The 21,805-nt window shown below is 50.8% G+C and carries 24 protein-coding genes; 13 read left to right on the top strand and 11 right to left on the bottom strand.

Annotated features, from left to right (window positions below; genetic code table 11):
- From FH755_RS07225 to yacG, 5 genes are all read left to right on the top strand, one after another.
- Positions 1 to 1,242 carry a type II secretion system F family protein gene (locus tag FH755_RS07225; RefSeq protein ID WP_292440041.1) on the top strand — a complete coding sequence of 414 codons (1,242 nt, stop codon included), beginning with the start codon at positions 1 to 3 and terminating at the stop codon, positions 1,240 to 1,242.
- A 3-nt stretch (positions 1,243 to 1,245) separates the two neighbouring features.
- Positions 1,246 to 2,115 (top strand): A24 family peptidase, encoded by an 870-nt coding sequence (locus FH755_RS07220; RefSeq protein WP_292440040.1) that lies wholly within the window; start codon positions 1,246 to 1,248, stop codon positions 2,113 to 2,115.
- A complete protein-coding gene (gene coaE, locus FH755_RS07215; protein ID WP_292440039.1) occupies positions 2,115 to 2,720 on the top strand; it encodes a dephospho-CoA kinase in 606 nt (201 codons plus the stop codon). The genes FH755_RS07220 and coaE overlap by 1 nt, the downstream gene beginning before the upstream one ends.
- A gap of 65 nt (positions 2,721 to 2,785) precedes the next feature.
- Positions 2,786 to 3,556: a cell division protein ZapD gene (zapD, locus tag FH755_RS07210; RefSeq protein WP_292440038.1), complete on the top strand. Its 771-nt coding sequence runs from the start codon at positions 2,786 to 2,788 to the stop codon at positions 3,554 to 3,556.
- 2 nt (positions 3,557 to 3,558) lie between these two features.
- Complete coding sequence (gene yacG, locus FH755_RS07205) at positions 3,559 to 3,744, top strand: DNA gyrase inhibitor YacG (RefSeq protein WP_292440036.1); 186 nt, start codon at positions 3,559 to 3,561, stop codon at positions 3,742 to 3,744.
- Here the strand turns inward: yacG and mutT are convergent.
- From mutT to FH755_RS07175, 6 genes are all read right to left on the bottom strand, one after another.
- Positions 3,741 to 4,136, bottom strand: a complete 396-nt coding sequence (mutT, locus tag FH755_RS07200) for an 8-oxo-dGTP diphosphatase MutT (protein WP_292440035.1) — start codon at positions 4,134 to 4,136, stop codon at positions 3,741 to 3,743. The two genes, yacG and mutT, sit on opposite strands and share 4 nt — an antisense overlap.
- The gene (locus tag FH755_RS07195; protein WP_292440034.1) at positions 4,133 to 4,327 is read right to left on the bottom strand and encodes a zinc-finger domain-containing protein; all 195 of its coding nucleotides are present in this window, start codon (positions 4,325 to 4,327) and stop codon (positions 4,133 to 4,135) included. The genes mutT and FH755_RS07195 overlap by 4 nt, the downstream gene beginning before the upstream one ends.
- A 14-nt stretch (positions 4,328 to 4,341) precedes the next feature.
- Positions 4,342 to 5,448, bottom strand: coding sequence for a quinolinate synthase NadA (nadA, locus tag FH755_RS07190; protein ID WP_292440032.1), 1,107 nt, complete (start codon positions 5,446 to 5,448; stop codon positions 4,342 to 4,344).
- Positions 5,449 to 5,461: 13 nt separating this feature from the next.
- Positions 5,462 to 7,249 (bottom strand): aspartate--tRNA ligase, encoded by a 1,788-nt coding sequence (gene aspS / locus FH755_RS07185; protein ID WP_292440030.1) that lies wholly within the window; start codon positions 7,247 to 7,249, stop codon positions 5,462 to 5,464.
- Between the two features lie 61 nt (positions 7,250 to 7,310).
- Entirely contained in the window at positions 7,311 to 7,940 is a 630-nt protein-coding gene (locus FH755_RS07180; protein WP_292440028.1) for a DUF502 domain-containing protein, read from the bottom strand.
- Between the two features lie 20 nt (positions 7,941 to 7,960).
- Positions 7,961 to 8,236, bottom strand: a complete 276-nt coding sequence (locus FH755_RS07175; RefSeq protein WP_292440026.1) for a zinc ribbon domain-containing protein — start codon at positions 8,234 to 8,236, stop codon at positions 7,961 to 7,963.
- Between the two features lie 151 nt (positions 8,237 to 8,387).
- Here FH755_RS07175 and FH755_RS07170 point away from each other — a divergent pair, with 151 nt between their 5' ends.
- From FH755_RS07170 to FH755_RS07140, 7 genes are all read left to right on the top strand, one after another.
- Positions 8,388 to 10,160: an ABC transporter ATP-binding protein/permease gene (locus FH755_RS07170; RefSeq protein WP_292440024.1), complete on the top strand. Its 1,773-nt coding sequence runs from the start codon at positions 8,388 to 8,390 to the stop codon at positions 10,158 to 10,160.
- Between the two features lie 200 nt (positions 10,161 to 10,360).
- On the top strand, positions 10,361 to 10,804 hold the full coding sequence (locus FH755_RS07165) for a plastocyanin/azurin family copper-binding protein (RefSeq protein ID WP_292440022.1): 444 nt from the start codon (positions 10,361 to 10,363) through the stop codon (positions 10,802 to 10,804).
- Positions 10,805 to 10,999: 195 nt separating this feature from the next.
- Positions 11,000 to 11,596, top strand: a complete 597-nt coding sequence (gene petA, locus FH755_RS07160) for a ubiquinol-cytochrome c reductase iron-sulfur subunit (protein WP_292440021.1) — start codon at positions 11,000 to 11,002, stop codon at positions 11,594 to 11,596.
- Positions 11,593 to 12,810: a cytochrome bc complex cytochrome b subunit gene (locus tag FH755_RS07155; RefSeq protein ID WP_292440275.1), complete on the top strand. Its 1,218-nt coding sequence runs from the start codon at positions 11,593 to 11,595 to the stop codon at positions 12,808 to 12,810. Before petA ends, FH755_RS07155 begins: the two co-directional genes overlap by 4 nt.
- Positions 12,807 to 13,511 (top strand): cytochrome c1, encoded by a 705-nt coding sequence (locus FH755_RS07150; protein WP_292440019.1) that lies wholly within the window; start codon positions 12,807 to 12,809, stop codon positions 13,509 to 13,511. Before FH755_RS07155 ends, FH755_RS07150 begins: the two co-directional genes overlap by 4 nt.
- 48 nt (positions 13,512 to 13,559) lie before the next feature.
- The gene (locus FH755_RS07145) at positions 13,560 to 14,174 is read left to right on the top strand and encodes a glutathione S-transferase N-terminal domain-containing protein (protein ID WP_366658723.1); all 615 of its coding nucleotides are present in this window, start codon (positions 13,560 to 13,562) and stop codon (positions 14,172 to 14,174) included.
- Positions 14,175 to 14,177: 3 nt separating this feature from the next.
- The gene (locus FH755_RS07140) at positions 14,178 to 14,573 is read left to right on the top strand and encodes a ClpXP protease specificity-enhancing factor (protein WP_292440017.1); all 396 of its coding nucleotides are present in this window, start codon (positions 14,178 to 14,180) and stop codon (positions 14,571 to 14,573) included.
- Positions 14,574 to 14,585: 12 nt separating this feature from the next.
- Here the strand turns inward: FH755_RS07140 and FH755_RS07135 are convergent, their stop codons facing one another.
- The 3 genes from FH755_RS07135 to FH755_RS07125 are packed head-to-tail and all read right to left on the bottom strand — an operon-like array spanning position 14,586 to position 18,174.
- Complete coding sequence (locus tag FH755_RS07135) at positions 14,586 to 15,965, bottom strand: sigma-54 dependent transcriptional regulator (RefSeq protein WP_292440015.1); 1,380 nt, start codon at positions 15,963 to 15,965, stop codon at positions 14,586 to 14,588.
- A 3-nt stretch (positions 15,966 to 15,968) separates the two neighbouring features.
- Positions 15,969 to 17,435 carry a HAMP domain-containing sensor histidine kinase gene (locus FH755_RS07130; RefSeq protein ID WP_292440013.1) on the bottom strand — a complete coding sequence of 489 codons (1,467 nt, stop codon included), beginning with the start codon at positions 17,433 to 17,435 and terminating at the stop codon, positions 15,969 to 15,971.
- A 55-nt stretch (positions 17,436 to 17,490) separates the two neighbouring features.
- Positions 17,491 to 18,174, bottom strand: coding sequence for a hypothetical protein (locus tag FH755_RS07125; RefSeq protein ID WP_292440011.1), 684 nt, complete (start codon positions 18,172 to 18,174; stop codon positions 17,491 to 17,493).
- Between the two features lie 116 nt (positions 18,175 to 18,290).
- On the opposite strand from FH755_RS07125, the gene FH755_RS07120 reads away from it, so the two are divergent.
- Positions 18,291 to 18,713 (top strand): DUF302 domain-containing protein, encoded by a 423-nt coding sequence (locus FH755_RS07120; RefSeq protein ID WP_292440009.1) that lies wholly within the window; start codon positions 18,291 to 18,293, stop codon positions 18,711 to 18,713.
- A 19-nt stretch (positions 18,714 to 18,732) separates the two neighbouring features.
- Here FH755_RS07120 and FH755_RS07115 read toward each other — a convergent pair whose 3' ends face one another.
- Complete coding sequence (locus tag FH755_RS07115) at positions 18,733 to 19,614, bottom strand: quinoprotein dehydrogenase-associated putative ABC transporter substrate-binding protein (protein WP_292440007.1); 882 nt, start codon at positions 19,612 to 19,614, stop codon at positions 18,733 to 18,735.
- A 248-nt stretch (positions 19,615 to 19,862) separates the two neighbouring features.
- Positions 19,863 to 21,641, bottom strand: a complete 1,779-nt coding sequence (locus FH755_RS07110; RefSeq protein WP_292440005.1) for a methanol/ethanol family PQQ-dependent dehydrogenase — start codon at positions 21,639 to 21,641, stop codon at positions 19,863 to 19,865.
- Positions 21,642 to 21,805: the final 164 nt, after the last annotated feature.

Below are 21,805 nucleotides of genomic sequence, written 5' to 3'. Positions count from 1 at the left end.
GTGGCACAAGCGCAAGCAAGCAAGGCTAAAAAGGTCAAGGTCCCTGATATTTACCTATGGCAAGGCACCAACAAGCAGGGTCGCCGTGTCAAAGGTCAGTTAAGCGGTGAAAATGTTAATCAGGTAAGGGCAGAATTGCGTCGACAGGGCGTGACGCCACTTAAAGTCAAGAAAAAGCCCAAGGATCTCTTCGCCCCGCGTAAGCCCAAAATCAAACCTGCAGATATCGCTGTCTTCAGCCGTCAGTTGGCGACAATGATGTCATCAGGTGTGCCGTTGATGCAGTCAATGGAAATCATCGGTCAAGGCCATGAGAATGCGAGCATGCAGGAAATGGTACTCGCCATCAAATCGGATGTTGAATCAGGTACCAGCCTTGCTGACTCCTTGTCTAAGTTTCCACTGCACTTTGACGATCTTTACGTCAACCTCGTCAATGCCGGTGAGCAGTCAGGTACGCTGGAAACTCTGCTACATGAAATCGCTGATTATCAGGAAAAAACCGAAGCGCTCAAATCAAAAATTCGCAAAGCGCTGGTCTATCCTTCGGCTATCGTTGTCGTGGCCTTTATCGTTACCTCGATTTTGATGATCTTCGTGATTCCACAGTTTGAAGCCCTTTTCACTGGATTTGGCGCTGACTTGCCTGGTCTGACCAAGATGGTTATTTCCCTGTCACAGTGGTTCCAAGAGTTTTGGTGGCTGTTATTCGGTGGCATTATTGGCACGATAGTCGGTTTTCTCGCCGCCAAAAAGCGCTCTCGAAAACTGCAGCACTTTTTGGACAGGTTGTTATTAAAATTGCCCATCATCGGGAATGTCTTGCATAAAGGCGCCATTGCACGCTTTGCCAGAACCTTCTCCACCATGTTCAAAGCCGGCGTACCAATGGTAGAAGCAATGACCTCTGTGGCAGGTGCTACCGGTAATATCGTATTCAGTGAAGCCACACTGGAGATGCGCGATGAAGTAGCTACCGGCACGCAACTGAACAAGGCCATGCTGGCTACCGAGTTGTTTCCTAATATGGCCGTTCAAATGACGGCCATTGGCGAAGAATCTGGTTCACTCGATTCTATGCTTGCAAAGGTCGCTGACTTCTTCGAACGTGAAGTGGATGAAGCTGTGGATAATATGACTGCACTGATGGAACCATTAATTATGGCTTTTCTGGGTGTTGTCATTGGTACGCTTGTTATCGCGATGTATCTGCCCATATTTAAACTTGGCGCTGTTGTTTAAAGAATGGATTCCATTAATTTTCTGGCTTCGTCATCTTTAGCCTGGCTGACGATAAGCCTCCTGCTGGGCCTTCTGGTAGGTAGTTTTCTCAATGTGGTGATTTACCGTCTGCCTGTGATGATGCAGCGGGAATGGGAAAATCAGTGCGCGGAATTGTCAAACCAGCCAGCGTCGCCACAGACGGTTTTCAACCTCTCCACACCCCGCTCGCGCTGTCCGCATTGTCAGCATGCGATCACGGCTGTCGAGAATATTCCGATCATCAGCTACCTGTTTCTGGGTGGGAAATGCCGTGGCTGCGGTGCTGCAATCTCGGCCCGTTACCCCGTTGTCGAAGCCATCACAGGCATTCTCTCTTTACTCGTTGCCTGGCATTTTGGCTTCAGTTGGGCCTGTCTGGGAGCACTGCTGTTGACCTGGTCACTGATTGCACTGACGTTTATCGATCTCGACCACCAGTTGCTTCCCGATAAAATCACGCTACCGCTGGTCTGGCTCGGTATCCTGTTCAACCTGTTTGGTCAGTTCACTGACCTGACTAGCAGCGTGATTGGTGCTATTGCCGGCTACCTTGTGCTGTGGAGCATTTATCACCTGTTCAGACTCATTACCGGTAAGGAAGGGATGGGCTATGGTGATTTTAAATTGCTGGCCGCGCTTGGTGCCTGGATGGGCTGGCAATCTCTGCCGATGATTGTATTGCTCTCCTCACTGGTTGGTGCTGTGGTGGGAATAAGTCTGGTGTTAATAAAAAATCACCAGCGTGATACCCCGATTCCTTTCGGCCCCTACCTCGCTGCAGCAGGCTGGATTGCCCTTATCTGGGGGGACAGCCTTAACCGCCTCTATCTGGGCACTGTCGGCCTGAGCTGATGACTTTCAAAGTAGGACTGACCGGCGGTGTCGCCAGTGGCAAATCGACTGTCACGGCCATGTTCCAGAAACTGGGTGCGACGGTCATTGATGCCGATGTCATTGCCAGAAATCTGCTGGCTAAACACACGCCTTGCTATCAGCGGGTGATCGCGGCTTTTGGTGATGAGGTACTTCAGCAAAACGGGGAAATTAACCGCGCCTGGTTACGGAAGCGTATTTTTAGTGATGTCGCGGCCAGGCAGACTCTGGAATCGATCACTCACCCTGAGGTCAGGCGAGAAATGCTGGCTGCGGCCGCTGACTGCCAGTCGCCCTATTGTATTCTCTCGGTGCCGCTGCTGGTTGAGGCTCAAATGCAGGATCTGGTGGATCGCATTGCCGTCGTGGATATCGATGAAAAGACGCAGTTATCGAGGCTGATGACTCGAGACAATATCACTGAAAACGAAGCCAGGAAAATGCTGGAAAGCCAGTGTCAGCGTGCGGAACGACTGGCTGTTGCTGATGACATTATCGACAACAGTGATACTGTCGCCTCGCTCATTCCTCAGCTCAGACAATTGCACGAACTGTATCTGAAGCTGGCAGAAAATGTCGTCTGAGTTGCTAGGCTAAGCACAGTCATGGACAATAAGGCCATTATTCCTTGTCAGAACATTTGGAAACCGTGTCAGACACTATTATCTTCGAACAGCCCCTGAACGAGCGCATCCGTACCTTCCTGCGGCTAGAGTTTTTGTTCCGGCGGGTCGACAATGCCCTGACCGGCCACTCTGAAATGCATCACCGGGATGCCCTCGATGCCATGCTCAACATGCTCAGCGTGTTTGAACGCAGTGATCTGAAGCAGGAACTGATGAAAGAAATCGAGCGCTTGAGCGCTAATCTTTCTGCACTGGAAAATACACCCGGTGTCGATCGTGAGGCACTGGATGCGCTGTTGGCTGATCTGGACCAGAACCTGGATGCGCTGCATGTTCAGAAAAGTGGGATCGGCCAGACGCTGAGAGAGAATGAATTTCTCTACAGTATCCGCCAACGCTCCAGTATTCCCGGTGGCACCTGTGAGTTTGATCTGCCGGCTTACCATTTCTGGCTGCAACACACTGACCCTGAGTTGCGCAGTCAGCAATGCCATTTCTGGCTTAATCAATTTCAGTCAGTGCGCAACGCTGTCAGCATGAGCCTGCGCCTGATCCGCGGTAGCGTGGGCTTTCGTGAAGAAACCGCTGAGGACGGCTTTTTCCAGCGCAGCCTGGACAGCAATCAGCCTTATCAACTGATTCGGGTGCAAATCCCCAGCGCAGTGAGTTATTTTCCGGAAGTCAGCGGCGGTAAACACCGCTTTACTGTCCGGTTTATGGAATTTGATATTAATCAGCGACCCCAGCAAGCGCGAGAGCCCGTTTCTTTTAAACTAAGCTGTTGTGCAATGTAACTATGGTGACAAAAGTTAATTGTCCACAATGTGGAAAATCCGTTCCCTGGCAAGACGATCAGAAATGGAAACCGTTCTGTAGTGAACGCTGCAAACTCATTGATCTGGGAGAGTGGGCTTCCGAAGGTCACCGTATCGCCGGTGAACCGGTTATCGATCCGGATCAGGATCCGGATGCCTTTCATTAAATCGTGGCTTGTTTCAGTGCTTCGATAATCGCGAGGTTAGCAGCGGGAAATTGATCCGCTGGCAACTCATTGACAGCCTGCCAGCGTAGAGGCTGACCTTCTCTACCACTGGGTTCACCGCTGAAACGCGAAACCAGCCAGACATCAAGGCTAACCTTTTTGTCACCGTAGTCATGGTCAATTCGTACAAAGGGCTCAGCCTGTTCGACCAGTACCCCCAGCTCTTCCTGAACTTCCCGTTTCAATGCTTCCAGCATCGTTTCCTGCCCTTCACGCTTGCCACCGGGAAACTCCCACAAACCGCCCTGATGCTGATGAGGCTGACGCCAGCTGGTCAGTACTTTCCGCTCTTCACTGAGCATTACCGCAACAGCGACTTCTATCTGCTTCATACGGCCGACTCTTTTAATACAAAAATAGCCCCACAGTAAGGGCAGCGGACTTCACCGGCTTCTTCAATTGGCAGGTAGACCCGCGGATGGGCATTCCAGGCTGGCATATCGGGCATCGGACAGGATAAAGGCAAGTCCTTGTGGCTGACTTCATAACGCTGCTCGGTACAGGCGGGTCGTTGCTCTGCCATGTTGCCTCCCGGATTTAGATAGGTAATGACAGCATTCTGTCCAGCGCCAGTTTAGCCTCTTTCGCGGTCTGACTGTCAACGGATACCTGGTTGACCACATGGCCCTCTACCAGGTTTTCCAACACCCACAGCAGATGCTGTGGATCTGTACGGAACATGGTCGAGCACATACACACCGTCGGAGACATAAAGTGCACCGATTTACCTTCTGGCTGAAACCGCTCGTTGAGACGATTTACCAGGTTCAGTTCGGTGCCGACCAGCCATCGCGTACCGGGTTCGCTGTTGGCAATGGTATTAACGATATATTCCGTCGACCCGACATAGTCGGACTTCTGACAAACCTCAAAACTGCATTCCGGATGCGAAATGACCTTGGTTTCCGGGTATTTTTCCAGAAAGTTATCGATTTGTACCGGCTGGAACATCTGGTGTACCGAACAGAAGCCTTTCCACAGAATCATCTTGGCATTGCGGAGTTCTTCCGGGGTGAGACCGCCCATCGGCTTGTCAAAGTCCCAGACCACCATCTCTTCCAGTGGAATGCCCATTTTATAGCCGGTATTACGGCCCAGATGCTGATCAGGGAAAAACAGCACTTTCTCACGCTGGTTGAACGCCCAATCCAAAACATGTGGCGCGTTAGTCGAAGTACAGACAATACCACCGTGTTTGCCACAGAAAGATTTCAGATCGGCCGCTGAGTTGATATAGGTGATTGGGGTCACCAGTTCTTCCGGGTCGAAGACTTCCTTCATCTCTTCCCAGGCACGGTCAACATTAACCCGGTTGGCCATATCTGCCATGGAACAGCCGGCTGCCATATCCGGCAAAATCGCGACCTGATCCGGTCGTGACAGAATATCGGCGACTTCGGCCATGAAATGCACACCGCAAAAGACGATGTACTTGGCATCGGAATCTGCCGCATTTCGCGACAGTTTCAGCGAGTCGCCGGAAAAGTCGGCATGCCTGAATACTTCATTACGCTGATAGTGATGTCCCAGAATAATAAGGTCATCACCCAGTTTCTTTTTGGCCTCAATGATCCGGGCTTCGCAGGTTTCATCATCCAGCGAAAAGTAATCATCAAACGGAATTTCTCTTTCGGCCACAATCATGTTTTTCTCCCTGTTACTGGGTCTCTGCGTTAGGCAATTTTCGCAGACGAATGTTCAGTTCACGGAGCTGTTCATCAGCAATTACGCTGGGCGCATCGGTCAGCAGACAGCTCGCAGACTGCGTTTTAGGGAAGGCCATCACATCACGGATAGAAGCCGAGCCGGTCATCAGCATCACCAGGCGATCCAGACCGAAGGCCAGACCACCATGCGGCGGACAACCGTATTTCAGCGCTTCCAGCAGGAAGCCGAACTTATCTTTCGCTTCTTCCTCGCCGATGCCCAGCAGTTCAAACACTTTTTTCTGTACATCAGTCTGATGGATACGAATTGAACCACCACCCAGCTCGGTACCATTCAGCACCATATCATAGGCACGTGACAGACAGTTTTCCGGATCTTTGTCCAGCAGATCAATATCCGACGCTCTCGGCGCGGTGAACGGATGATGCAGGGCGTACCAGCGATTGGTTTTATCATCCCATTCAAACATCGGGAATGCGACCACCCACAGCGGACGCCAGCCATGTTCAACCATATCCAGGTCATGACCCAGTCTGACGCGTAATGCGCCCAGAGCTTCGTTGACGATACTCGCTTTGTCAGCACCGAAGAACACCAGATCACCGCTCTGTGCTTCAACCCGCTGCATAATGGCATCGACCACTTCATCCGGCAGGAATTTAAGAATCGGCGACTGCAGCCCTTCACGGCCGGCTTCCAGATCATTAACCTTGATATAAGCCAGCCCTTTGGCACCGTAGATACCGACGAATTTGGTGTAATCGTCGATTTCTTTACGGCTCAATTCATTGCCGCCAGGGACTTTCAGCGCAGCCACCCGGCCGCGCTCGTCCTTGGCAGGACCGGAGAAGACTTTGAAATCGACTGTTTTCATCAGGTCACTGACTTCCACCAGCTCCAGTGGAATACGCAGATCCGGTTTATCGCTGCCGTAACGTGCCATGGCCTCGGCATAAGTCATGCGAGGGAACGGATTGGGCAACGGCTGTTCCAGTACCTGGGCAAACAGACTGCGGATCAGTTCCTCCATCAGTGACATGAATTCTTCTTCGTCGACAAATGAGGTCTCAATATCAAGCTGGGTAAATTCCGGCTGACGATCAGCACGCAAATCTTCGTCACGGAAACAACGAACAACCTGGTAATAACGGTCCATGCCTGACATCATCAGCAACTGTTTGAACAGTTGCGGGGATTGCGGTAAGGCAAAAAACTCACCCGGGTGGGTTCGGCTCGGGACCAGATAATCACGCGCCCCCTCTGGGGTCGCCTTGGTCAGGATTGGGGTTTCGATATCCAGAAAACCATGATCATCGAGGAAGTTACGCAGATGACGGGTTATCTGGGCCCGCATGCGCAGACGCTGCTGCATTTCCGGACGGCGCAGATCGATATAACGGTGACGCAGTCGGATATCTTCATTGACATCGAGCAACTCGTTCAACGGGAACGGGGGTGTTTCTGAGGTATTCAGGATTTCCAGGTGTTTGGCAACAATCTCAATCTTGCCACTTCTCAGGTCCGGATTGTCACTGCCGGCAGGGCGCAAATTGACCCGGCCTTCAATTTTCAATACGTATTCACTACGAACCCTTTCTGCAACGGCAAAACTCTCTGCATCTTCCGGATTGCAGACCACCTGAACCAGGCCTTCCCGATCCCGCAGGTCGATAAAGATAACGCCACCATGATCACGCCGACGATGCATCCATCCGACGACCGTGACTGATTGCCCCTCCAACGTTTCGTTAACTTCGCCGCAATAATGGCTACGCATAAAAAATTCCAATCTTATTTATATCTGTTTGTGAACCTGTTCCGCTCAAGTCGGAACCCTATTATTCTTGTCGGGGCTGCTCTCTGAGCAAGGCCTCTTTTTGCCAGTCAGGTACCACGGTGCCCATGGAGATAATCATTTTCAGCCCCTGCTCAACCGGCATATCGAGGTAAATTACCTCATGCTCGGGGACCATCAGCACAAAGCCGGAGGTCGGGTTGGGTGTGGTCGGAATAAAAACGCCGATCACGTCTGATTCGGTCTTTTGCTGTACCTCGCCCAGTTGGTCAGTGGTCATGAAAGCGAGACTCCAGACGCCACGGCGAGGATATTCCACCAATAACACCCGGCGAAAGGATTTGGCATCCGTAGCTAGCACCGCTTCCATGATCTGCTTAACACCGGCATACAAAGTCCGCACCAGTGGAATCCGTGACAGTAAGGATTCCCAGGCACTGACCAGACGTCGTCCAAGCAGGTTGGCAACAATCATACCGGTTGCCAGCACCAGAATCACCGCCAGCAGCACCCCTAATCCAGGGATATGGAAACCCAGCAGATTATCCGGTTGATAGGCTTCCGGCAGTAACAGCAGTGTGTTATCCAGGAAACCGACGATAGCACGAATTACCAGAAATGTGATGCCCAGCGGCATCCAGACCAGTAAGCCGGCTATCAGGTATTTACGCATTAGACATGGCTACCCGTCTGCTAATGGCAGCCGCAACCCGTTCCACAGGCAGCGGCTTCAGGCTTTTTTGCGCTGTCTGCCGCACCGCCGTTCTCTGCCAGATTCCGTTTACTGCCGGTTTTGAAATCAGTCTCATACCAGCCCTGGCCTTTCAGCCTGAAGCCTGCCGCAGAGACCAGCTTACGTAATTCCGGTGCCTCACAGGCTGGACAGTGAACCAAGGGCTCATCGCTGATTTTCTGTAGCGCCTCAAACTCGTGGTTACAGGCATCACAACGATATTCATAAAGCGGCATGCATTTATCCTCACACTGGAAGTTAAGTCACTCTCAAAGTGCGGCCTCTAAGCCTTTTTTCAAGTACTAAACCTGTTAATTATAACCAAAAATTTTCTGCCACGCCGAAACCCTTTTCCAGCAGCTTGAGGATTCCGCTACACTGCGGGATATGAAGACACACCAAGACTGGCAGGCGATCCGCAGCCTGCTTCCCTTTATCTGGCAATTCAAAGGACGGGTTCTGTTCGCACTCGGTCTGCTTCTCCTTGCCAAAGTCGCCAATGTCGGCGTACCGCTGGTCCTGAAAGAAGCGGTTGATGCGCTCGATCCGCAGCAACAGGAAATGATCTACCTGCCAGTGATGATGTTGGTGGCCTATGGGGTATTGAGACTCGCCAGCAGTGTGTTCAGTGAACTGCGTGATGCGCTGTTTGCCAAGGTCATTTTTCGCTCGGTTCGTCGTATCGCTACGACAATTTTCCGTCACCTCCATCGTCTGTCACTTCGTTTTCATCTGCAAAGACAGACCGGCGGTATTTCCCGGGATATAGAGCGCGGCAGCCGTGGCATCAGCTTCCTGCTCAACTTTATGATCTTCAATATCGTGCCGACCCTGGTAGAAATTGTGCTGGTCAGCGTCATTTTGCTGATCAATTACGATGCCATCTTCGCACTGATCACTACCGGCACTATCCTGCTCTACATTATTTATACGCTGCTGGTGACCGAGTGGCGGATGCGGTTCCGCCGGGCGATGAACGAAATGGACTCGCAAGCCAATAATCAGGCCATCGACAGTCTGCTCAATTATGAAACCGTGAAGTATTTTAATAATGAAGGCCTGGAATTATCTCAATACGATAATAAGCTTGCCGGCTGGGAAACATCTGCCATTCGTAACCAGACTTCCCTGTCAGCCCTCAATATCGGTCAGGGCATCATCATTGCCGCCGGGCTCACTGCGCTGATGCTGCTGGCGGGACAGGGCGTGATCGCTGGTAACTTAACGCTGGGTGATCTGGTGCTGGTGAATGCCTACTTACTGCAACTCTATTTGCCGCTGGGATTTCTGGGATTTGTTTATCGAGAAATCCGGCACTCGTTGGCCGATATGGAGCGCATGTTCAAGCTGTTGCAGCAGCAGGAAGAGATAAGCGATACACCGGGAGCAGGAGAACTCAGGATCAGTCAGGGTCGCATTCAGTTCGATCAGGTGTATTTTGCCTATCAGCCTGAGCGCCCGATTCTGCATGATGTTACGTTCGAGGTTGAGGCGGGCAGGAAACTGGCCATTGTCGGTGCCAGTGGTTCCGGTAAATCCACCATCGTGCGTTTGCTTTATCGTTTTTACGATCCACAGCAGGGCCGAATCCTGATTGATGATCAGGATATCCGGACCATCACGCAACACAGTCTGCGTGAAGCCATCGGCATCGTGCCTCAGGATACCGTGCTCTTCAATGACACCATTTATCACAACATCGCCTACGGCCGGCCGGATGCCACTGAAGAAGCGGTGTTTAATGCGGCCAGACAAGCCCATCTCCATCACTTTATCCAGCTACTGCCTCTCGGTTATCAGACCCTGGTCGGAGAACGTGGCCTGAAACTTTCAGGCGGTGAAAAGCAGCGTATCGCCATTGCCCGGACGCTGCTGAAAAACCCCTCCATCGTCGTTTTTGATGAAGCCACCTCCGCACTCGACAGTCACTCGGAACAAGCCATCGTTCAGGAAATGCTGGCTATCAGCCGTGACAAAACGACCCTGGTTATTGCTCACCGCCTGTCGACCATCGTCGATGCCGATACCATTCTGGTGATGGACCAAGGCCGGATTTGCGAACGCGGCAGCCATGCCCAACTGCTGCTGAAGGGTGGCATTTATGCCTCCATGTGGGCCCTGCAGCAACAGGAAAGCCGCTTTTCACATTCACATCAATGAGGCATATGCCCTATTCTCACGTTGATTCTTTTTGGACTTTTCAGTCAGGGTCGGGTTAGTATGTCGCGCGGTCTCGAACTGAACTAAGTCATTAACAACAACAATATACGGATTTAGTTTTGTTCAGTTTCGGTTCAGTTTGGCTATGCCACACTGGCACCGCACTGAGGCAAATAACCTTAAAAACGAGAGGATTAATAATGAAATATGGCAAATCACTTATTGCTGCCGCTCTGAGCGCAGCGACTCTGATGTCAACTGCTGTTATGGCTGAAGATCACGTTGTTACTGCTTCTGTCACAGCATTCAAACCGATGGTTGTTGTTGCTCAACCGGGTGACACCGTTTCCTGGACCAACATGAACGGTCACATCGCCAATACCAAGTTCATCACTGCTGATGGTGAAGTTGAATTCATCCCTGAAGGGGCTGAAGGCTGGACTTCAGCGATGGGTGAAAACTTCTCAACCAAACCATTGACTGTTGAAGGTGTATATCTTTACAAATGTGACCCGCACTGGGGTGCAGGCATGGGTGGTGCCATTGTAGTTGGTGAACCTACCAACCTGGAAGCTATTAAAGCCACTGACCCGAAAGGTGCTCTGGGCCGCTTGGTCAGAAAAACCGAAAAAGCACTGAAATAATTCAGTCGCAACAATCGGCTTAATCGAAAGCCCGCCTGATTTCAGGCGGGCTTTTTTGATCCTATTACCCCCACGGTATGCTAAAATTTAAGAGTTTATTTACTCGGTTACCAATTATTCACCTTGTGAAACTTTATTTACTTTAGATAAAATCGCAGGGTCATCACATTTAAGAATGCTGGGGGAAATCCTTCAATGAGTCAGTCAATCGATACCGGCAAACGGCGCTTCCTCACGGCTGCAGCCAGTGTTGTCGGCGGTGCCGGTGCTGCCGCCGTTGCCGTGCCTTTTGTATCATCCATGTTGCCCAGCGCCAAAGCGGAAGCTGCCGGCGCGCCTGTTGAGGTCGACATCAGTAAGCTGGAAACAGGTCAGCTTCTGACCGTAGAGTGGCGAGGCAAACCCGTTTGGATTTTTCGCCGCAGTCAGGAAGTCCTGGCCAATCTGGAAACTCTGGATGAATCTTTACGTGATCCCAATAGTCAGGTGGCCTCACAACAACCTGAATACTGCCAGAACGATACCCGTTCCATCCGCGATGAGCTGATGGTTCTGGTCGGTATCTGTACTCATCTGGGTTGTTCACCCACGTACCGTCCGGATCTGGCTCCGGCGGATTTGGGTGAGGACTGGAAAGGCGGTTTCTTCTGCCCTTGTCACGGCTCACGCTTTGACCTGGCCGGTCGTGTTTTCCAGGGTGTACCGGCACCGATCAATCTGCAAGTCCCGCCTTACCACTTCCAGGGTGACAACCTGGTCGTTGTCGGTGAAGATGCACAAGGAGCTGCCTGATGTCTAGCTTTATGAACTGGCTGGATGCCCGCTTCCCGGCATCCAAAATGTGGAAAGAACATCTTTCCGAATACTACGCACCTAAGAACTTCAACTTCTGGTATTTCTTCGGTTCACTTGCCCTTCTGGTACTGGTGCTGCAAATCGTCACCGGTATTTTCCTCACCATGAACTACAAGCCTGATGCCGAACTGGCCTTCGCTTCGGTCGAATACATCATGCGTGATGTTGAATGGGGCTGGCTGATTCGTTATCTGCACTCTACCGGTGCCTCGGCTTTCTTTGTCGTCGTTTACCTGCATATGTTCCGTGGCCTTATTTACGGTTCGTACAAACAACCACGCGAACTGGTCTGGATCTTCGGCATGTTGATCTATCTGACCCTGATGGCCGAAGCCTTTATGGGTTATCTGTTGCCATGGGGACAGATGTCCTACTGGGGTGCCCAGGTTATTATTTCCCTGTTCGGTGCCATCCCCGTCGTGGGTGAACAACTGGCGCTGTGGATTCGGGGTGACTTTGTTGTCGCTGATGCGACCCTCAACCGCTTTTTTGCCTTCCATGTGATTGCGCTGCCACTGGTTCTGCTGGGTCTGGTTGTGGCACACATCATTGCTTTGCATGAGGTAGGCTCAAACAACCCGGACGGCGTAGAAATCAAGAAAAACAAAGACGCCAGTGGCAAACCTGTCGATGGTATTCCTTTCCATCCCTACTACACAGTCAAGGATATTGTCGGTGTGGTGGTGTTCCTGTTCATCTTTGCGCTGGTTCTGTTCTATGCACCGGAAGGTGGGGGCTGGTTCCTGGAGAAAGATAACTTTATTCCCGCAGATCCGCTCAAAACACCTGAGCACATCGTCCCGCTGTGGTACTTCACACCGTTCTACGCGATTCTGCGTGCGGTACCTGACAAGCTGATGGGCGTACTGGCGATGGGCGGTGCGATTGTCTTCCTGTTCCTGCTACCCTGGCTGGACCGCAGCCCGGTGAAATCTATCCGCTACCGTGGCCCCTATTTCAAGATTGCTCTGGTGCTGTTTATTATCAGCTTCCTGGCGCTTGGCTACCTGGGAACACAACCGGCCACGGCCATATACACCATGGCTGCACGTGTATTCTCAGTCATTTATTTTGCGTTCTTTATCTTCATGCCGATCTACACCAAGCTCGACAAGGATAAACCGGTGCCAGAAAGGGTGACATTCCAATGAGATCATTAGTTATTGCATGTTTTTTTGCATTGTTCACAACCCAGGCGCTAGCTGCGTCTGGTGGTGTCCATCTCGACCATGTTGAGGTCGATATTACCGACCAGGCATCGCTGCAACGCGGCGCACAGACTTTTGTCAATTACTGCCTGAGCTGTCACGAGGCTTCCTTCATGCGTTACAACCGTATGGCGAAGGATCTCGGTCTGACTGAGGATCAGGTTAAAGAAAACCTGATGTTTGCCTCAGACAAAATCGGTGACACAATGACCGTGGCGATGCGTCCGGAAGATGCTCAGAAATGGTTTGGTGTAACCCCACCTGATTTGTCTGTTATTGCCCGTGCACGTGGCACTGACTGGCTTTACACCTATCTGCGCACTTTCTATCTGGATGAATCGCGTCCGATGGGCACCAACAACATGGCCTTCAAAGATGTGGGCATGCCTCACGTTCTTTGGGAACAACAAGGCTACCTAGCTAAGGACGAAGCAACTGGTGAACTGGTACAAGCGCGTGAAGGTGAGCTCAGCCAGCATGAGTACAACAAAATGACTCATGACCTGGTCAATTTCCTCGCCTACATCAGCGAGCCGTCAAAGTTGGAAAGAATGGCGCTGGCGAAGTGGGTACTGCTGTACCTGATTATTTTCTTCCTGGTCGCCTATCCGCTTAAGAAAGCCTTCTGGAAAGATGTCCATTAATGCTTCAGCGCGACAGAGCGGTGGTTTATTCTCATCAGGAGACTGCCAGTGAATAACCGCCGCTCAATGATGACCGTTTATTCTGATCCGGCATGTCCGTTCAGCCATCAGATGCGGATTGTGATTCAGGAAAAAGAGATCGAAGCAGAGATTGCAGAACTGGTTCCCGGTGAATGGCCGGAAGAGGTGGCAGCGGCCAATCCCTATGGTAGCGGTCCTACCCTGTTTGACCGGGACCTGGTCTTGTTCGATGCCCGCGTCATCATTGATTACTTTGATGAGCGTTTCCCGCATCCGCCGCTGATGCCGGTTGACCCGGTGGCGCGAGCTAAAGCCCGTCTGATGCTGCACCGTATTGATAAGGACTGGTATTCACTCTGGGACGCGCTCTGCGGCCGGGAACGTGGTAAAGGTGCTAAGGCACGCAAGATTATTCAGGAAGACCTGACCGTGCTGTCGCCACTGTTTGAAAGTTCAAACTTTTTTATGAGTGATGAATTCTCATTGCTCGACTGCACCCTGGCTCCACTGTTATGGCGGCTGCCGTCGTTGAATATCAAACTTCCCGACAGTGCCAGGGCTGTAGAAAACTATGCCCGGCGGATATTTGAACGTGACAGCTTCCAGGCCAGTCTGACTGATACCGAAAGAGCAATGCGTTAATCAATGAGTATGACCTCACAAAAACCTTATCTCATTCGTGCGATTCATGAGTGGTTGCTGGATAACCAGTGCACACCCTATGTACTGGTCAACACTCACCACGACGGGGTGCAAGTCCCGCAAGACTTTGTCAAAGATGGTCGAATCGTGTTGAATATTGCACCTGATGCCATTCGCGATTTGTTGATTGATAATGAATGGATAAGCTTCTCGGCCCGTTTTGCCGGCAAGGCCATGGATGTGTTTATCCCGATTCCTGCTGTTCAGGCGATTTACGGCAAGGAAAACAACGAAGGCATGTTTTTTCCCGAAGAGGAAACACCACCGCCGAGACCGGATCCGGATGCACCTGAGCCAGGCAGCAAAGGCGGCCGGCCCAGCCTGAAAGTGGTCAAATAGGCCGGACCGCACCTAAAGCTGGTATTTCTCCATTCGATAGCGCATTGCCATACGTGTGAGGCCAAGTTCTCGGGCTGCACGTGATACATTGCCGCCACTACGTTGCAGCGCTTTTTCCAGCAACAGTTTCTCGACCTGCTCAAGCGTCATGCTGCCAAGCTGACCCAGTTCCTCTCCCTGCGCTGAGGCCGGCTGCATTGGCTGGCTTTGCAGCATAAGCTGCTCGGGCAGTATCTGACCCTCCTGTGACAACATCACCGCACGTTCAACCACATGCTGTAGTTCGCGCACATTGCCCGGCCAGTGATAATTCTCCATCAGCACACTGGCAGCATCAGAAAACACCGGTGGCTGTAAACCATATCGGCGTGACACGGCCTGGACAAAGTGTTCTGCCAGCAGACTGATATCTTCCTTTCTGTCACGCAGAGGAGGTAATGCGAGGCCCAGCACATTCAACCGGAAGTAGAGATCGGAACGGAAACGGCCTTCTGCCACCATTTTGTTCAAGTCACGGTTAGTCGCCGCGACCACATGCGCATTTACGCTATGCTCGCGGGTTGAACCAAGCCGACGTACCTGCCGTCTTTCCAGTACATTGAGCAACTTAGCCTGCAATGCCAAGGGTAATTCGCCCACCTCATCCAGAAACAGCGTGCCGTCTTCGGCGACTTCTATCAGGCCTGGTTTGGCCTGATGCGCATTGGTAAAGGCCCCGCGTTCAAAGCCAAATAATTCAGCTTCAATCAGTTCTGAGGGTAAGGCCGCACAGTCTACATGCACATACGGGCGATCACGCCAGCTACCCAGGTCATGATAGAGCCTTGCCAGTACATCTTTACCTGTGCCGGTTTCGCCACTAATCAAAATCACAGGATGTTCCTGCTGGCTCCTGTCGACCAGGCCGGCAATATGTTCCAGTTGATGACGCAGACGCTGCATGACCCGACTACGGCCAATCATTCGCACCGGCTCAATACCGTGCGTTTCACGTACCTGAGAATAATCTAGTTTCTGGCTGAGTTGCTGTTGTTGCATCACTTTGGATAAAGTCAGTATCAGTTCATCCAGATCAACCGGTTTTTTCAGGTAGTCGGTGGCCCCCAGTTTCATAGCGGCCACCGCATCTTCCAGTTCGCCATAGGCAGTAACCACCACCACTGGCAAGTCCTTACTGCTGTCACGACTGCGGATTTCACGTAACAGGTCGAGGCCATTACCGTCAGGCAGTCTGACATCCAGCAGCAGAATATCAGGCAGGTCGTTCATCAGCGCATCACGGCCACCCGCAATGCTGTCCTGGATTGTTGCCCGGTGACCTTCACGCTCAAGCCTGCGTAATACAGACTTGGCAAACAGCGTTTCATCTTCTATCAGCAATACATTCAGCATCCGCTATTCCTGTGGCTCAAACCGCTTTTTAGGCAGACGGATAGTGACTCGGGTCGGCCTGCCCGGTGCGCTGTCGTAGATTAACTCGCCATCATGCTGTTTAATCACTTTCAGCGCAAACGGTATCCCCAGTCCACATCCCAGTCGCTTGGCTTCACCATCAGTAACCTGCTCGGCAACCGGGTCATAACGCATGCCGTTGCCCTCGTCATGGATGTTTAATTCAACCTGCTCCTCATCTTCACGGTAAACAAATTTTATTACTGAGCCAGATGGTGAAGCCTCAATGGCATTTTGCGCCAGATTGAAGACAGTTTGTTCCATCAGGTTAGTATCAATCGCGATCTCAAAGGCTTTTTCCTGCCAGCCGGCTTTGTCTATACGCATTCTTTTGTCAGCGAGCTGCAGCTGAATCAGAGAAATCGCATTGTCTGCCACTTGTTGCAGTGATTCGCTGGTGAAATGAGGCTTATTGGGATGCAGGTAGGTCAGCAAGGAGGTAACCCAGCGTTCCAGCCTGTCTACGGCGATAATAATATCTTTAAGCACATCCTGTACATCAGGCGCCGGCTGTTCCTCCAGGGTGACTTGGGCAGCCGCTCTGATGCCTGACAAGGGATTGCGGATGTTATGAGCAACCAGCGGCACCAGTTCGCCCATGGCAGCCTGTTTCCTGGCCTCAACCAGTTTATCGCGGTTGCTGGCCAATTCCTCCGCCATGCTGTTGATGGCATCGGCCAGCCTGACAAGATCATCCACACCCCGACTTTCAATCTGGTGATGCAGATTACCTTTGCTAATCAGGCGGGCCCCATGCATGACCGCGGCTAGCGGCCTGACCAGGTTGTTTCTGACAAAGCGTCGCGACAACAGCAATAAACTCAGTGCAAGCAGAACGGGAAGCGGGACCAGCAGGAGCAACTGGGACATCCAGCGTTGGCGGGCTTCTGCCAGTGCTGTCTGTTTTTCCTTCAATAAGCTGTCGAAACCACTGAAAGCATGTTCCAACTCGGCAAAGGTATGTTGCTCCAACTGATAATCCAGCAAATTTTTTTGCTCTTCACTCAGGCTGACTGAACGCAACAATTCCCTTGTCTGTACCCGGTATTCGTTATATGCCGTTTCGACCTGGATTATCGCTTCGGTTTCATTGCCTGGCTCAGATAACAAACGCAAATCAGCGAGACCGTCATTGATACGGCGCGAATAGAAATTATATTCGTCTCGCGCGTGCTGATCATCGAGAAAGGCGGCATCGAATACTTCCTTGAGCTGACGGTACAGCTCACCTCGAATCGACTGAACGTGGCTGTTCATCGCTGTCAGACGCAAAGATTCTTCCGAGCTTTTTTGCCAGGCGAAGGCCCAGACAATAGCAACACTGGTGGTAATCAGAATCAGGAAAACAAAGCTAAGCTCATGCAGCAGCAGAGAACCCTGAATACTGTGTAATCGTCGCGGCAGCTTCATAGACAAAAAACGGGCACTGTGGCCCGTTATTGCCTCTTACCGGAGAAACCGCGCATCAGGCGCCTTCGTTAAAACCGGCAAAAGTAATCGACTCCTCGACCAACGTCGGCTCGCCTTCTGACCAGCTTTCACCATCAGGTACAACGGTGCGGATTTGGTAAATTTCCCCCGGTATCGCTTCCGATAAGGTAAAGATATAGTATTTACCTGCGTAGAGTTTATAACGCTGATTTTTAGGATCATCGACATACGGCTGCACAATGTATTGTGTGCCTTTCACGGTTTTACCGTTGTAATTGATGTCGACTTCTTTTTTCTCGGCACCCTCAGCAAAGGCCCAGCGGATTTTACGTTGGAAATAGCGCCATTCACCACCGGTCAGACGGTTCATTTCGTGGATGTCGTATTCCAGGAACAACACAAAGACACCGTTACCGCGCTGGTTTTCCATCGCTTCATAAGGGCGTTTATATTTGCCGGTAAAAAACTCAAATGCCAGATCACGACGGCCTGTGTTGCGGATATTAGAAACAGCGACTTTGATAGTGTCTTCACGAGAATCATCAATGACACTCTCTTTCGAATATTCGTAAGTCAGCACACCCGGCTGTTCAATATTGTCCAGGTGAGCTGAGTCGAACAGGACATTATTCACTTCTGAAAAACCCGGTGCCGCTGACACGGCAGCGATCGCTGCCAGCATCCAGCCACTAAACAGGGTAATGACGATTTTCTTCACAATCTGTTACCTCTTTCTCTCGTCTATGATGATGTTATGCTTAGGTCACTTCCCAGTTTACACAAAGCCTTATGTTATACCGATATCAGAAACAATTTTCGTCCCTGCTGCTGATTGTGACTCTATTTTTCATAATTGGTTGTCAGCCACAAACAGAAAACCGGCTTTACGAGCGGGAAAGCCCGTACAGCTTTGAGGATACGATTCTCAATCTCGATATTGCCATATCGGAATATAACTACCGTATTATACATCGTAGTCATATCGGGCAGGCAGTCCGGGATCGCGGGGATAAGGATTTTCCCCTGTCCACAATCACCAGCTTCTGCAATATTGCTTATGCCAAGGAAATGATGGAAATCAATCCTTTGCTGATTAATGATATGCCCTGCAATATTTCTGTTCGGCAAACCGAGGATGACAGAGTCATTGTCGGCACAAAACTAATGCTGGAGGCGGTATCCGATCCGGCTCAAAAACAATTCGCTGAAAAAATAAATGCCAATCTCAAAGGGATTATCGGGGCTACCGTTGAGTAGCCCCGACTCTGAACATGACTTAATCGTCATCGTCGTCTTTGCGTGGTTTTTTCTTGGGATAGGGATTCACATTTTCCAGTGAAGGAAAATTGTATTCCGCAATGATAGCGTTGATGTCATCACGACGTTTATCGATGAATTTGTTTAGCAATTCATTCCACTTCTTATCCTGGTAGCGTGTTCCCATGCTGAAACTGAAGATCATGGCTTCACCCAATTCATTCAGTGGCTGCACGGTCATCGGCACATCCGATACGCTGGCATAGTAACCGGCAATCGGTCCCCACAGGAAAGCAACATCAATCTCACCATTTGCCAGGGCATCTTCAACGATACGGCCGGCGTTAACACGGGCATCGCCCGGCATCATCTGGTAATACTCAATCTGGTTACCCAGACCCAGATCAATGAGTTTTTTGGTTGCCACTCCGCGATCAAAAAGACCGATACGCAGGGGCTTACCTTCTTTACTGACACGGGCAACATCTTCCATTGTTTTCAGCTCATAACCCTCACCTGAGCGATAGACCATCGCTTCAATTGAACTCCAGTAGGGCTTGGTAGGCTTAATAAAGTCGGTATGCTCGGGCACACTCATCGCCAGGTCGCACATAAAACGACCGGTTTCAGGATCGGTCTTCTTAATCGTATTACGTGAGAAACCAATACGCTGAGGGAACCAGTAATATTCGACCGGAATACCCAGCTCTTCACCCAGTAGTTCAGCAATCTTGTTATCAAAACCTTCTTTTTCTTTGTTGGAATAAGGCAGGTTATAACCATCAGCACAGACTCTGACAGCCTCCTGGCCCGGCAAAGGTTTCAAATCTTCTGCCTGGGCTGTCACCGAGCCCAGTAACAACCCGGATAATAGAATCGTCCAGCGCTGGAAATGCGTCATTCTCTCTTCCTTTTATTTGCTTATAAAAAACGTCAGACTGTAAACCTATCACATTTGTTTCATAAATACTGATGGGAAAAAGTCCCGACTCGCCTCTGACTCTCTAATCGTAAATTTTTGCGCTTTTATGGAATGAATATATTATCCAAGCGATTCATTGAGGCATAAAAAAAGACCCGACATCTTGCGATGCCGGGCCTTTTATCAGACTGGTTCGATTAATTGCTTAATCGAATTGGGTCTTGGTCTTACAGGCTGAATACGCTCAGAACACCACCCAGGTTAGTCCAGCTGGACAGTGCACGATATGCACCGACTGCGCCCAGACCATCTGTGTCGTTTTCCAGGCTTGGGATAGCCATACCGATACCAGCCCAACCACCTACACCAGACAGGATGGAGATGTACTGCTTACCACCATGTTTGTAGGTGTTGACGTTACCGATGACGCCTGATGGCGTTTTGAATCTCCACAGTTCACGACCGGTTTGGGCATCAACTGCTTTCAGGTAACCTTCCAGCGTACCGTAGAACACAACATCAGTGGCAGTTGCCAGGGCACCTGACCAGACTGAGAAGCGTTCCGGGTTTGACCAGACGATTTTACCTTCACGCGCATCCCAGGCAATGAAGTTACCCAGGTGGGAATCGCCTTCAGGCGGGTACATGCTTAAGGTCGCACCAACGTAGGGCTGACCGGCAACATACTCAACTTCGAATGGCTCGTAGTCCATGCACACGTGGTTGGTCGGTACATAGTACAGGCCGGTACGTGGTGAGTAAGCCGCTGGCTGTTGGTCTTTTGTACCCAAAGCCGCAGGACAGATACCAGTGGTGTTAACGTCTTCACCGTTACGTGCAGTCGAGTACTTGGCAACGCGATCATGGCGACCGGTTTCCAGGTTCACACCACGTGACCAGTTAACTGCCGGGTCGTATTTTTCAGCCACCAGTAACTCGCCATTAGTACGGTCCATGGTGTAGGCAAAGCCATTACGGTCGAAGTGAACCGCAGTCTTGTGCATTTTGCCTTTGACTTTTTGTTCAGCCAGGATGACTTCGTTCACACCGTCATAATCCCACTCATCGTATGGGGTCATCTGGTAAACCCATTTCGCCATACCGGTGTCGAGATCACGACCCCACAGAGACATAGTCCACTTGTTGTCGCCAGGACGTTGTACCGGGTTCCAGGTAGATGGGTTACCGTTACCGTAGTAGAACATGTTCAGGTCAGGATCGTAAGAGTACCAGCCCCAGGTTGTACCACCACCGATTTTCCATTGGTCGCCCTGCCAGGTTTTCAAAGAAGAATCTTTGCCAACCGGTTTCAGCATGGAAGTGGTTTTTTCCGGATCAACCAGCATTTCTTCGTCTGGACCGGTGCTGTACGCTTTGTACTTGGTGTTACCTTCCAGGTCATAAGCCTGAACGTAACCACGTACACCGAACTCACCACCTGAAATACCGACAATGATAGTGTCATCAAACACGTGAGCAGCAGCTGTGCTGGTCGCACCACGTTTTGGATCGTCACGTTTGTCAGACCAGACAACGCTGCCGTCAGCAGCATTCAGGGCAACCAGCGTGGTATCAGCCTGGTTCAGGAAGATTTTGCCGTCAGCGTAAGACAGACCACGGTTAACGGTGTCACAGCACATGACTGGCACAGTTTCGTCGTAGTTTTGCTTAGGCTCGTATTTCCACTTAATCGCACCGTCGTTGTTCAGATCCAGCGCGTAAACGATGTTCGGAAACGGGGTGTGAACATACATGGTGCCGTCGATAACCAACGCGTTACCTTCGTGACCACGCAGAACACCAGTGGAGAAAGACCAGGCCATTTTCAGGTTTTTGACATTGTCTTTATTGATTTGTGTCAGTTCTGAATAACGCTGGTTAGCATAGTTACCAGCTGGCATAACCCAGTTGTTTTCGTTTTGTTGCATTTGCAGCAATTCGTCAGCTTGCGCCGCGCCTGCGACTGCAAGTGACATCATTGCCAGAGATAATGTTTTCAGCTTCATAAAGTTTTCCTCTACATTGCTTTTTATTAGTGTTACGCCACGAAGTGTGGTTAAGCCTAACTTCATGCGTAGAGCAAACCATAGTCTTGCTGAAAACGTTAGTCAAGCATCTTCCTGAACTTTTTTGTGATATTTTCCATATTTTTTTCGGGAAGTTTTTCCCG

Source organism: Methylophaga sp., assembly GCF_009711715.1.
Lineage (GTDB): Bacteria > Pseudomonadota > Gammaproteobacteria > Nitrosococcales > Methylophagaceae > Methylophaga.
The sequence above is the reverse complement of the archived record's forward strand: the minus strand, read 5'-3'. Positions and strand labels throughout refer to the sequence as shown.

Excerpts from the sequence above, each read along its gene's own strand:
- FH755_RS07220 (WP_292440040.1), top strand. The coding sequence starts at position 1,246 with ATGGATTCCATTAATTTTCTGGCTTCGTCATCTTTAGCCTGGCTGACG.
- coaE (WP_292440039.1), top strand. The coding sequence starts at position 2,115 with ATGACTTTCAAAGTAGGACTGACCGGCGGTGTCGCCAGTGGCAAATCG.
- yacG (WP_292440036.1), top strand. The coding sequence starts at position 3,559 with ATGGTGACAAAAGTTAATTGTCCACAATGTGGAAAATCCGTTCCCTGG.
- mutT (WP_292440035.1), bottom strand. The coding sequence starts at position 4,136 with ATGAAGCAGATAGAAGTCGCTGTTGCGGTAATGCTCAGTGAAGAGCGG.
- FH755_RS07195 (WP_292440034.1), bottom strand. The coding sequence starts at position 4,327 with ATGGCAGAGCAACGACCCGCCTGTACCGAGCAGCGTTATGAAGTCAGC.
- nadA (WP_292440032.1), bottom strand. The coding sequence starts at position 5,448 with ATGATTGTGGCCGAAAGAGAAATTCCGTTTGATGATTACTTTTCGCTG.
- aspS (WP_292440030.1), bottom strand. The coding sequence starts at position 7,249 with ATGCGTAGCCATTATTGCGGCGAAGTTAACGAAACGTTGGAGGGGCAA.
- FH755_RS07180 (WP_292440028.1), bottom strand. The coding sequence starts at position 7,940 with ATGCGTAAATACCTGATAGCCGGCTTACTGGTCTGGATGCCGCTGGGC.
- FH755_RS07175 (WP_292440026.1), bottom strand. The coding sequence starts at position 8,236 with ATGCCGCTTTATGAATATCGTTGTGATGCCTGTAACCACGAGTTTGAG.
- FH755_RS07170 (WP_292440024.1), top strand. The coding sequence starts at position 8,388 with ATGAAGACACACCAAGACTGGCAGGCGATCCGCAGCCTGCTTCCCTTT.
- FH755_RS07165 (WP_292440022.1), top strand. The coding sequence starts at position 10,361 with ATGAAATATGGCAAATCACTTATTGCTGCCGCTCTGAGCGCAGCGACT.
- petA (WP_292440021.1), top strand. The coding sequence starts at position 11,000 with ATGAGTCAGTCAATCGATACCGGCAAACGGCGCTTCCTCACGGCTGCA.
- FH755_RS07150 (WP_292440019.1), top strand. The coding sequence starts at position 12,807 with ATGAGATCATTAGTTATTGCATGTTTTTTTGCATTGTTCACAACCCAG.
- FH755_RS07140 (WP_292440017.1), top strand. The coding sequence starts at position 14,178 with ATGAGTATGACCTCACAAAAACCTTATCTCATTCGTGCGATTCATGAG.
- FH755_RS07135 (WP_292440015.1), bottom strand. The coding sequence starts at position 15,965 with ATGCTGAATGTATTGCTGATAGAAGATGAAACGCTGTTTGCCAAGTCT.
- FH755_RS07130 (WP_292440013.1), bottom strand. The coding sequence starts at position 17,435 with ATGAAGCTGCCGCGACGATTACACAGTATTCAGGGTTCTCTGCTGCTG.
- FH755_RS07115 (WP_292440007.1), bottom strand. The coding sequence starts at position 19,614 with ATGACGCATTTCCAGCGCTGGACGATTCTATTATCCGGGTTGTTACTG.
- FH755_RS07110 (WP_292440005.1), bottom strand. The coding sequence starts at position 21,641 with ATGAAGCTGAAAACATTATCTCTGGCAATGATGTCACTTGCAGTCGCA.